General features: G+C 50.2%; 8 protein-coding genes. 6 read left to right on the top strand and 2 right to left on the bottom strand.

Going from position 1 to position 12,180, the window contains the following annotated elements:
• Positions 1-285: 285 nt before the first annotated feature.
• Positions 286-1,620 carry an IS1380 family transposase gene (locus NM686_RS15580; RefSeq protein WP_255188233.1) on the bottom strand — a complete coding sequence of 445 codons (1,335 nt, stop codon included), beginning with the start codon at positions 1,618-1,620 and terminating at the stop codon, positions 286-288.
• Between the two features lie 600 nt (positions 1,621-2,220).
• Here NM686_RS15580 and NM686_RS15575 point away from each other — a divergent pair.
• The 6 genes from NM686_RS15575 (at position 2,221) to NM686_RS15550 (ending at position 10,979) form a co-directional block, all read left to right on the top strand.
• Positions 2,221-6,744 (top strand): RHS repeat-associated core domain-containing protein, encoded by a 4,524-nt coding sequence (locus NM686_RS15575; RefSeq protein ID WP_329959148.1) that lies wholly within the window; start codon positions 2,221-2,223, stop codon positions 6,742-6,744.
• Positions 6,735-7,061 (top strand): Imm58 family immunity protein, encoded by a 327-nt coding sequence (locus NM686_RS15570; RefSeq protein WP_255188776.1) that lies wholly within the window; start codon positions 6,735-6,737, stop codon positions 7,059-7,061. Before NM686_RS15575 ends, NM686_RS15570 begins: the two co-directional genes overlap by 10 nt.
• Before the next feature lie 124 nt (positions 7,062-7,185).
• Positions 7,186-7,620 (top strand): TNT domain-containing protein, encoded by a 435-nt coding sequence (locus NM686_RS15565; RefSeq protein ID WP_255188775.1) that lies wholly within the window; start codon positions 7,186-7,188, stop codon positions 7,618-7,620.
• Positions 7,617-7,814, top strand: a complete 198-nt coding sequence (locus NM686_RS15560; protein WP_255188774.1) for a hypothetical protein — start codon at positions 7,617-7,619, stop codon at positions 7,812-7,814. Before NM686_RS15565 ends, NM686_RS15560 begins: the two co-directional genes overlap by 4 nt.
• 1,603 nt (positions 7,815-9,417) lie before the next feature.
• A complete protein-coding gene (locus tag NM686_RS15555) occupies positions 9,418-9,939 on the top strand; it encodes a phosphatase PAP2 family protein (RefSeq protein WP_255188771.1) in 522 nt (173 codons plus the stop codon).
• Positions 9,939-10,979 carry an MJ1255/VC2487 family glycosyltransferase gene (locus NM686_RS15550; RefSeq protein WP_269022979.1) on the top strand — a complete coding sequence of 347 codons (1,041 nt, stop codon included), beginning with the start codon at positions 9,939-9,941 and terminating at the stop codon, positions 10,977-10,979. Before NM686_RS15555 ends, NM686_RS15550 begins: the two co-directional genes overlap by 1 nt.
• A 58-nt stretch (positions 10,980-11,037) precedes the next feature.
• On the opposite strand, the gene NM686_RS15545 is transcribed toward NM686_RS15550, so the two are convergent.
• The gene (locus tag NM686_RS15545) at positions 11,038-12,057 is read right to left on the bottom strand and encodes an efflux RND transporter periplasmic adaptor subunit (RefSeq protein WP_255188769.1); all 1,020 of its coding nucleotides are present in this window, start codon (positions 12,055-12,057) and stop codon (positions 11,038-11,040) included.
• Positions 12,058-12,180: the final 123 nt, after the last annotated feature.

Here is a 12,180-nt window from a genome sequence, read left to right as displayed (position 1 = left end):
AAACCGAACCAAAAGAAACGGAGGTATATCCCTCGGTTGTTTTTGGATTATTTGGCACCTGAATCCGTGACTCCACATATTGCCAGACCTTTTATTCGTCATACTCTTCCAAAATTCGCTGAATTTAAAAGTGTGGTCCGGGCAATCGAGTTTAACGGCTAGAAATGCAGCGTATTATCTGGAATATTTTCCCTGCATGATTCAATTTGATGGACTTTAGGCGCAGGATTCCCAAGCCACTGTGAATTTGCGGCGTTGTGCTATCGATGGCAGAGCGATCAGTCGCTAGCCGGCGGCGAGTTTGGCGTAGGTGGATTCAAAAGCGATGAAACCGGGACAGCTCTGTGAAAAGCGCAGCTTCAGCCGGTGCCCGCTACGGATGAGTCGCGCGGCCAGATACATCAGTTCCTGGATCACGGTTTTGATACGCCGCCGCTTGGCAGGATGCCTGACCGGGCTTTGTTCGCCCAGCAAGCCGATCAGGCCTATCCAGCGCAGGATGTTGTAGCTATAGGCGCTGAGGCTCATGATCAGGTCGTTGGTGGCAAACTTGCCGGATGGCAGGCGCTCGATATCCAGATCGGTCTTGAATTCGCTGTGGAATTGTTCAGCGGTGGCATGGTCGCGATAGAGGGCAATAACCATGGCATCGTCGTAATCGGCCACCGGCAGACTGGTCCACCAGCCTTCGATTTCGATATCCGGTAGCACGAGGGCTTGGCCTTGAGCCGTGATGGTGCGCTCGGTGATTTGCATGACCCTGCGACAGGTATAGGTTTTACCGTTGCGAGTGTGTTGCTCCATGACACTGAACAAGGCCACGCGTTTGCCTTCGCGCGGTGTGGTCCACTGGCCGTGTTGTTCGGCGTAGGCCAGCCAGGCGTCGGCATCTTGTTTACGCGGGTTCCATTTGATGATGAAATCGACCTGATCGGCTTCGTGTAAGTCGATGCGATTGTCGAGCGCGTCGTGACCGCCATCCAGCCGGACCAACAAAGGCAAAGTCGTCAAACGTTTCGCGGCGGCGAGTCCGCGCTCCAGCGCATAGCGGAATTCGTATTGGCAATGCTGCTTGCCTTCGCGCAGTTCATTACCAATACACCAGCCCTCTTTACCCAGATAGAGGGCAATCGGGGCGTAGCCGTCAAAACCTTTGTAGGTTCGGGAGACGCCTTCTTTGCAGGTTTTTTCGTTGTTCATGGGGTAAACATCGATATCCAACGCGACATGGCCTGTGGCTAACGGCGTTACCGGCACCTGGGCGTGAGCCAGAAAATCGAGGTTGCTTTGATAAATGATCGGTAATAAGGCGTCGGCGTGTTCATCCAGTCGCTGTCTGAGGCGGGCGCTGGAGGGTACTTGATGAATGGCGAGCGCGGCTTTGAAATAGTCGTCGTCGCGATGGTTTTCGATGGCTTCGAAGTCGCTTTTGCCCAGGCTAAGGGTGCCTATATAGCTTTTGATAATATCGGCGTGAGCAATACCGTGCCGTAGCGGAATACCTTTTTCCAGCGCCTGATTGAGCTGGCCATATTGATTCAAACATAAACCGACCAAGGCTAATCCAGAATGGCTGGTATAAAATTCAGTTTCAGATTGCTCCAGGATAAACCGCTTCATGAATCACTCGCCGGGTGAATGGAAGAATAGCGGTATTATCCCAGAATAAGCGTTTTAAATCATTGCGTTGCGGCCGTGGATGGCCTTTTAAGTCACGGATTCAGGTGGCATTTAGCATAGATTTATTTTTTATGTTTCATCGCAACATAGAAAATCACAAGGTTTCAGTGCTGGTACAAATTCTGCTGTACATTTTTACGCATAATTTGTGAATCCACTGTACGAGAATCCAAAAGAAGTGGCATAACGCTATTGTTCTAACGTTCTACGCATAAAATCAGTTCCCGATCACATTTTTGGCAATGTTTCTATTTAAAGTTACCGGAATAAATGACCTTGTGTTAGTTTATCCACTCATTAAGTTAGTTAGTAGTGGTTGCGTTATTTATCGATAACATACCTCGCAAGCCTGTCAATTACGACAAGAATTCTCTAATAATTTAAATTCAATATGTTCAGAGAGAGTATATGAACCTGTTTACGAAATTATGCCTTAATCAACGACTTATCCATAATGTCGCTGTTCGAAAACTGAACATATTGCCCATTGAAGGGCTGCGTTTGTATCCAATCGTCATGATCTTGTTGCTAGGCTTAAGTATGAATCATCGCGTTCAAGCCTGCTCGCTGCAATTCACCTCCCCAGTACGCGGGAGCACAGTCAGCACAGCGCAAGTCGGTGTATCGGGTACCGGTTCCGGTACCGCCAATTCGGGCGACCAAGGCCAAGTGACCGCCTATCTCAACGGGGTGCCGTTTTTCAGTCAGAGCGGTACTTTTACCACATTGATCAATTTTCTAGGTTCAGGTGCTGCTTCAGTCACGTTGCAAAAAGGTGCCAACACCTTATCGGTTTCCGGCAGTGTCAACGGTTGCTCTGCCTCGGACAGCATGGTGGTTTATTACCAGCCGGCGCCGCCGACAGAACAAAAAAATGCTGGAGAGCCGGAGATCTGTAACGGTACCAATCCGGTAAACGATGCAACAGGTAACAAATTTCAGCAAGAACTGGATTATCAAGGCAGCGGCCATTTTCCGCTGCAATTTATCCGTTATTACAACAGTGCGTATAGCGATGTGCGTGCGCTAGGTAAATCGTGGCGTCATAATTATGAACGCGAACTTTATTTCAATAGCGCCAAGACCGCAGCGTATATTATCAGGCCGAGTGGCCAAGCCTACCGATTTAGCAAATCGGGCAGTATTTGGGTGGCGGAAGGCGATATCAACGATCGGTTTACCGCTATCGTCAACGCGGGCGGTAACATTACCGGTTGGAGTCTGTTTAAAAGTGAAGACAACAGTTTTGAATATTACGATACCGATGGCCGCTTGATCACTTTGGTCGATCTGGGCGGAATGAGCCAGGATCTCAGTTACGACGCAGGCGGTAGATTAAGTAGCGTAACCGATCGGACCACGCAAAGGAGTTTGAGTTTTAGTTACGACAGCAAAAACCGATTGACGAGCGTCACCGACCCGAACGGCAACGGGTATACCTACAGTTACGATTCGACTGGGCGACTGGTGCAAGTCACGCCGCCGGATGCAGTACCCGGCAATCCCGGCCGGCAGTACCTCTATAACGAGCAAGTTCATACATCTAATACCAACCTGCCTTATGCATTGACCGGTATATTGGATGAAAACGGTAGCCGATATGCGACCTATCGTTACGATGCACAGGGGCGAGGTATCGCGACTGAACATGCCGGCGGCAGCGATTTGCATCAACTGGCCTATAACGCAGATGGCAGCACGACAATTACCGATGCGTTGGGACAACCGCGCACATTCCTGCATCAGACGATTTTAGGCTTCAAGCATAATGTTGGCCAAAGTCAACCCGCCGGTTCCGGCTGCGCCGCCTCGGCTAGCAGCATCAGCTACGACGCTAATGGCAACGTCGCCAGCCGTACCGACTTCAACGGCAATTTAAGCTGCTATGCTTACGACCTGAACCGCAACCTGGAAACTGTGCGGGTCGAAGGCCTGGCACCCGGTTCAACCTGCCCGTCTGACTTGGCGGCCTATGCCCCTTCTACCGGCGGCAGTGAACGCAAAACCGCCACCCAATGGCATACCGATTACCGGTTACCTACTCAAATCGACGAAACCGGTCGCCGCACGACCTTCGGTTATGATGCGAATGGCAATCTGCTGAATAAAACCATTATCGACACGGCTACTCAGCAAAGCCGCAGCTGGAATTATACTTACAACAGCCTTGGTCAAGTCCTCACCGAAGACGGCCCGCGCACTGATGTCAACGACGTCACCAGCTACACCTATTACGCTGATACGACCGCCGACCATAAGCCAGGCGACTTGCAAACCGTCACCAACGCCCTGGGCCACGTTACCACCTTCACCGCTTACGACGCCAACGGCCGCCTATTGAGGCTGGCCGACCCCAACGGCTTGGTGATCAATTTTACCTACGACGCCCGTAGCCGTTTGACCCACAAAACCGTCGACGGCCACACCACCATATACGACTACGACAATGTCGGTAACCTGATCAAAATTACTCGGCCCAGTGGCGCATTTTACAACTTTACCTATGACGCCGCCCACCGCCTGACCGACATCCAGGACGCCTTAGGCGGTAAAATCCACTACACACTGGATGCCATGGGTAATCGCATTCAAGACGACATCAAAGACGCCCAAGGCCACATCGTCAAAACCCATAGCCGCGCATACGATACCTTAAATCGTCTCTACCAGGACATCGGCGCCTACAATCAAACCATCCAGTACGCCTACGATGCCAACGGTAACCTGACCCAAATCACCGATGCCGAAGGGCATAGCACGCAACGCCAATACGATACATTGGATCGTTTGATTCGCAGCACCGACGCGATCAACGGCCAAACCGACTACGACTACGACACCCTGGACAGGCTGGTACAAGTCACCGACGCCAACAACCACGGCACAATCTACAGCTACAACGGCCTCGGCGACCTCACGCAACTGGACAGCCCCAACACCGGTGTGACTCAATACGCTTATGACAGCGCCGGCAATATGGTGCAGAAGATTGATGCGCGCGGACAACCCGCAGCCTATCAGCATGACGCTCTGAATCGCCTGACTTTACAGGATTACGCCGACAATGCATTGGATACCCTCTATCTCTACGACAGCGCAGTCGCTGCACACAACAGTATCGGACGCCTGTCCTCCATCACCGATGGCAGTAGCGAAACCCAATACGCCTACGATCGTCGCGGCAACCTAAGCAGTCAGCAAATACAACTCGACGGCAGAGCCTATATCACCGCCTACGCCTATAACGCCGACGATGTGCTCGTCCATACCCAATATCCCACGGGCCGGCAACTCGACATCGCCTACGATGCCAATGGCCGTGCTACATCGCTAAGCACAAACGGCGTCAACGGTACGCAAACCCTGGCCGATAACATCCAATACGCACCGTTCGGACAGCAAACCCGACTTAGCTTGAGTAACGGCTTAACGCAAAGCCAACAGATCAACTTGGACTACCTGCCGCTGGAAAGGACGCAAGGGCAAACCCTGGTCCACGGCTATAGTTATGATCTGACCGACAACATCACCGGCATAAGCGACGTCAATAACGCCGCCAACGACAAAACCTACGTCTACGACGCTTTAAGTCGTCTATCGCAGGCGCTTGGCGCAACGCAAACCGACTATACGCTGGACGCTATCGGCAACCGCACGGCTATCACCCGCAACACCCAAACGGACAACTATGTCTATAACCTGGCGAACGGCCAACTACTGTCTACGCCGCAACGCAACTACAGTTACGACGCCAATGGCAACGTTACGACAGACGGTCATTACCAATATCACTACAACGAGCGTAACCGGCTGAGCGCCGTCAGCAACAGCGGCGGCGGCAATGTGGCTGAATACACCTACAACGCCTTCGGTGAACGGGTAAAAAAGATCACGCCAAGCGCGACGACGCACTACCACTACAATCAAGTTGGGCAACTGATAGCCGAAACCGGCGTCAATGGCAGTCCGCAAAAAGAATACCTCTATCTCAACAACCGCCTCATTGCCTTGGCAACACCTGCGCCTGATCAGGACGGCGATGGCGTGATCGACAAGCATGACAACTGCCGGACAATCGCCAACCCCGACCAGCGCGATACCGACGGCGATGGCTTTGGCAATCGATGCGATGCGGACTTTAATAACAACGGCATCGTCGATCCGATTGATATTAATTTGCTTAAATCCCGTTTGGGTACCCAAGATCCTAACCTGGATATTAACGGTAACGGCATTGTTGATCCAAGTGATCTCAGTATCATGAAGAGCCTGTTTGGCCGGCAACCCGGGCCGGGTGCCGACATGAACGCAGCAGCTGATGTATCGATATATTTTGCCCACGCCGACCATCTGGGTACGCCCACAATCCTTACCGACAGCGGGCATAACATCGTCTGGCAAGCCGACTACGACCCCTTCGGCAAAGCCAGCATCACGACGCAATCCGTCACCAACAACATCCGCTTTCCGGGCCAATACTTCGATGCCGAGACCGGCTTGCATTACAATATGCAGCGCTATTACGATCCGGCTATTGGCCGCTATCGGCAGAGTGATCCGATTGGGTTGAGTGGGGGCATTAATACCTACACCTATGTGGGGAATAATCCAGTTAATGCGATTGATCCACTTGGCTTGGATTCCATCTATATCAACTACGATTACTACCCTGTAACTACGCCGATTGGAAAGTTACCTTTGGGCCATGGTGCGGTTGTTTCTGTTGATCCAAATTCCGGTGATACTAAATATTACGAATTTGGCCGTTATGGTGACGACAATGGAATTGTTCGTGGCGGGAAAATCCCGAACATTTCCTTTGGAGCAGACGGTTCACCTACAGAAGATTCACTCAATCATCTTTACGATTTTCTATCTCATAATTTTGGGCATGATGTCCATGTAACCGGAACGTACTACCCAAACTCTGATTACAAAGGCACAATTAATTTTGCTGAGCAGTTTAAACGTCAGCATCCTAAGTACGATTTGTTAAACAACAATTGTAAAACCTTCGGTAAAGCCGCTGCTACAGCCTGCCAGGAGGGCTCATCATGCAAGTAATTACTCGTATTCCTTGGGTTATATGCGTTCTTCTAATTGGGATTATTCTTTGGCTGGCTTTTAAAATCATTGATCAATCTGTGACTCTTGATTACCAAAAGCAGTATGCAAACCAAATCGCTGAGCAACGCAATTTGTTAGCAAAAGTTGTAAATTCAACAAGTATTGGCGCATCAGAAAGTAAAGTGCGAGATTTGATTAACTCGGTAGCAAAGGATTCCAGTTTTGAGAAAGGGAAAGAAGAAATAGTGGCTGCACAAATTTCGTTTTTCTTTAAAGAGGGCAAGCTTACTCACATTGAGGCTGATAGCGATTGAAATAATGGCATAGCTTGGGTTACATGGGGGCGTTAATACTTATACCTACGTTTACAACAACCCAGTCAACCTGATCGATCCTGACGGACGAAGCCCTTTGCTTATTCTGAGAGGATTGAGGTTATTGGGTGCCTTTTTACCAATGATCGATTTATCGATGATGGCGGTCGATGATGTACCGGCTGGTGGCATTGGTAAATCTTGTCCGGTTACAAAGGGGACATCTAAAGAACTAACAACATTCTTTCCACCTAATAACGGCTTCTTAGGTTCTACAACCAAAACGACGTTACAGCCGGGACAAACCATAGACCGATTTGGTGGGAGTGACGTATCTCGTTTCTTCTCTCCTATAGGTACTCCGGCAGCAATGAGGGCCCTTCCTCCTGGTACTGCACAACAGCCGCTAAGAACTTTTGAAGTTTTAAAGCCCATTGGTGTTGAATCTGGTCAAGTAGCACCGGCGTTTAACCAGATAGGTTTGGGAACACAATTCAGAGCCAGCCAACAACTTGGTGAACTCTTAGAGCAAGGTTTCTTGAGGGAGGTCACCAAATGAAAAAGACATATCCTGATTTACCAGAGTGGGAATTTGAACTGGACGAGGTTTCAGCAAATGTCTACGAGGTAGTTGGTACTGATAAATTAGGTCACAAGGTTTCATCTAAAGGGGTAGATTTAGATGAGCTTATTGAGATATGCAGGAAAGACGCTAAAGCTATTGAAGCTGATTCATGTGGAATTGATGATTAGGATCGCAAACCTGATTTCAATATTCTTTATACTGCTGTTCTCCTGCCAGTCCTGGGGCTTGGTTGTTACGCCAAAGGATATCTATCGATATTATGAGAGTCAGGCTGCGATAGATAGGTCTAATTACGACTATGGTGCGGTCGTTAAATTATCGGGTGATGTGGTTCGACAGACGATTGGGGCTTTGGCCGATAAGGCCCAGGAAGGGTCATTTTATGTTATCGGGTCGCTACATCTAACCAGCCTGCGCAAAATAGGGGGTCACAAAATACAAAATAGGGGGTCAGGTCTTGCAATCAAGCAAATATGGTCTGTCCTAAGAGCCATGGCTAGACCACTCAGATTAGAATTAGCGGGCGGGTTATATCATGTGACGTCGCGGAGGAATGCGCGGAACGCGATATACCTTGATGATAAGGACCGATTAAATTGGCTCGAATTGCTCAGCTAGTAGGATGGGTAGTGGCGCTAGCCGAAACCCATCAAAAACACCATAGATTACGCCAAATCCAATTCAGGATATATGCCACTCGCCCAATTTGCCGGGAGAATACCGCGTTTGACGAAATTATGAAATGAAGAATATCGCCCGCGGCCCCATATCAATAGTCGCCAATAGGCGGCGACTCATTGCCAAAGGTTCATTTGCCCTATTCGCTGGTCTTCCTACAACCAGACCACCCAATATCAATACGACTCCAACGGCAACCTGAACCAAATCACCGATGCCTCAGGGCATAGCACGCAAGTCATGCGAGAACCAAAGTTCCGACCCCTTGCTGGGTCGGAACGAGGTGACGCGGACGAATCGGGGCGCCGAAGGCATAAGCGGTCGCGTGATTTTTGCCGATTTTTTCTAGCAGGATGCCCGAAAAAATCTTTCGGCAAAAATAGCGACTCTCCGGTTTGCAGGCGGCGGGCGTGCGGAAAAATACTGAGGGTTGAGTTGCGGAAGTCGAAACGGGGGAATCCATTGCCGGACAGGCTTGCTGGCAAGGTTTCATGCCAGCAAGCCCGCGACTACAAAGACTTGATGAAAGACTGGATAAAGTTTATTTCGAGGTGCTGCGGCGAGAGGGATGAGGCAAATGCCTGTTGATGTCTCAAGTATGAGTCGTAAAGTTGATCAACCTCGTTGGCGCTGATGTAGGCGTAGGTACCATAACCTTTTAGGTACAGAAACTGTTGATGTAATTGTTCGAAAAAACTGATGCGTTGTCTGGTTTGTGAATCTAACATGGCAGGCTCCCGATCGAATTGGACCCTTCGCATTGTCCTTGTTCATAAAAAAATTGTTGTGAATTGACGGGCAGAATTTTCAGGTCCCAAACTCAAAAAAATGATGTTTATCACAATCTTATAGAAAGTCGGCTCATGGCTTGGCCGATAAAACGCGATCGTTTGCCATCCCTTTTTTGCATTTTCTTATAAAAACTTCGTTCTCCAGGCTTGCCTGCAGGAACAAGCGCAGCCGGTTCAACGGGCTTGTCATGCAATCTTAAACATACCTTCACATCATTGTCATAAAGCGCCTGTAAGCTGAAGGCGAAAAAGAGAATGATGAAAAAGCGCCGCAAGGGTGCGGCAAGACGAGGGTAGCGTGATGAGATTAATGTATTCGATCCACCAATTCGATGTCCGTATGTTCATCGGTTTGAACAGCAGTGGCATACATGCCAATTTGATCCGTGTTTGCCGATTGATTTCATGGAGCGCCGACGGCTTTTTATATGTGGCGTTGGCGCTTGGATTGTATTGGCATCAAGGACCGAGCTCGCCATTGCTGCAAAGCCTGTTGCTAGCCTTTGCACTGGAAAGGCCTGTCTATTTCGTGTTGAAAAACGGTTTCAAGCGTAATCGGCCACAACAGGCCATCCAGGATTTTCGCAGCGTCATTACGCCTTCCGATCAATTTAGTTTTCCTTCCGGCCATACCTCGGCCGCCTGCATGATGGCGACACTCGTCAGCTATTTCTTCCCTTCTGTGGCGATAGGCCTCTATTTTTGGGCGGTCTTGGTCGGCTTTTCGCGTGTCGTGTTAGGCGTGCATTTTCCGACCGACACCCTGATAGGCATGGTGTTGGGTGTTGGCATCGCATTCTTCGCTCTCAACTACATTTTATGATGAAAATATTTTACGGCGTACAAGGTACTGGTAACGGTCACATTACCAGGGCACGGGTGATGGCGCGCGAACTCTACGCGGCCGGCTTCGAGGTGGATTTTCAGTTCAGCGGCCGGCCCGCGGATAAATATTTCGACATGGAAGTCTTCAATGGCTACCGCACTAAAGAGGGCCTGACCTTCAATACCCGCAAAGGCCAGGTTTCCTATTTGAAAACGGCGTTACAGGCTAAGCCGATCCAGTTTGTCAAAGACATTGCCTCCTTGGACCTTGGGCCTTATGACTTGGTGATCAGCGATTTTGAACCGGTAACCGCCTGGGCCGGCAAAAGACAGAAAAAAAAGGTGCTCGGCATCGGTCATCAATATGCGTTTAAACATGACATTCCACGTAAAGGCTCGGACCCGTTGGCGGACCAGGTCATGAAACATTTTGCTCCGGCCGATATTGGCGTGGGTTTGCATTGGCATCATTTCGGTCAACCGATCTTGCCGCCGATCATAGAGACGCCAGCCTTTCCAGAGCGGGTACAAGCCGACAAAATCGTGGTCTACCTGCCATTTGAAGATCCTCATGATGTCACGCGATATTTGTGTCCGTTCGAGAATTTTCAGTTCCATGTTTATTCGCCCGAAGTCGTGACTTCGAAATACTCGCATATCGAGTTCAAGCCCTTATCGCGGGAAGGGTTTCAACGCGATTTATACGATTGCAGCGGAATCATCAGCAACGCCGGTTTCGAACTGGCCAGCGAATCCTTGCAGCTTGGCAAAAAAATCCTGGCTAAGCCCCTGCATGCGCAGATGGAACAGATTTCCAATGCCGCCGCCTTGGAGCAATTGGGTTATGGCCACGCGATGTTCGATTTGGATAGCGCGGTCATCGAAGACTGGTTGCATGATCCTCACGCCGTGCGGGTGACTTACCCTAATGTCGCCAAGGTTTTGGTGCAATGGCTGCGCGAGGGTATGCCGGAAATCCAGAAAGATTTCGTCGAAAGTGTCTGGAATGACGTCGAAGTTTTACAAGTTAGACGTTAATGACCTGCCGCAGATCAAGCTCGATGTCTGCGTATGGAGCAGGCGTTCGAACTGGGCGTTAATCCTTGTCTTCGTTGGGAATCAGGTTTTTCAGCTGATCGGATAGCAGGGTTTGCGCGCCGGTTATCACGATTTCTTCGCCTGGCTCGAAACCTGCCGCGGCGAAGTATCCGTTTTTGTCCGGAACCAGTTCCGTCAAGGTGCGGCGGCTAAATTGGCCTTCTGCGGTTTTGATGAAGACATGGGCTTGTCCCAAATGCCAGACTACCGCGCTTTCCGGAATGAGCACGCCGGTTTTGCCTGGGCTGCCGCTGGGAATCCAGGCGTTGAGATGTGTGCCGAAGGGCAAATTATGTCCTTCGTATTCGAAGAAATAGCGTTCGCCTTGGGTGATGGGATCGACTTGGGGCGCCTGGGAAATCAAGGTCGCGCGAATTGCCAGGTCACGGCGGCCCTGCGTGCCTACCGTGAGGCTTTTTAAGCCTGGTGGCAGGGATGTGTTGGCGGGTAACGTGATTTGTAGCAACTGCGCGCGGTGGTTCAAAAACCGTTCCGCCTGTTTGTCGTGATGTTGCGTGAACCATGTCGCCAAGGTATCGCCCCATTGCAGGCGGCCTGCGGCCAAGATGGTTTGTTGTTGATAGCTGCTGGTCGCCAGATTGGCTTTGTCGGTTTGCCATTGTGCTTGTTGTTCTTGCAGGCGGCGAGTCGACACTATGTCACTTTGATGCAAACTGCGCGTGCGACTCAAATTCGCATCGGCTTCCTGGTATTTGGCCGCGGCGCTGTCCTGCAGCGATTGCGCGGCCAAATATTGTTGACGTAATGCCAATAAAGGCTCCAGGCCAAGCACGACGCCGTAGGCGACAAACTCGGGCTGAATCGTGCTGGAAACCAAGGGCTGGGTTTTGATGTCCGCGTATTGTTGCAAGCCGGCATCGTCATCGACTGATGGCGACTGGGGCGTTTGTGCTGCATGATCATGTTTCGGCAAGGCCTGATCGTCGTCATTGGCTAGAGATAAAGGCGCGCTGAGTAAGCAGAAAGTCAGGCAGGCAAAGCGTATCGATAGCGTCATTCTGGCAGGATTTGTAAGCAGTGCAGGCAGGCATTATAGGGTTTGGCTTGCCGGTCGGCGTATTTTTTTGTTGTGTAAAAATAAATGCCGGTTATGCTTTATTGCTTGCTATTCAAGCTTAAA

It is taken from the genome of Methylomonas rapida (assembly GCF_024360925.2).
In the GTDB taxonomy this organism is placed as follows: domain Bacteria; phylum Pseudomonadota; class Gammaproteobacteria; order Methylococcales; family Methylomonadaceae; genus Methylomonas; species Methylomonas rapida.
This window is presented reverse-complemented; position numbering and strand designations above follow the sequence as displayed.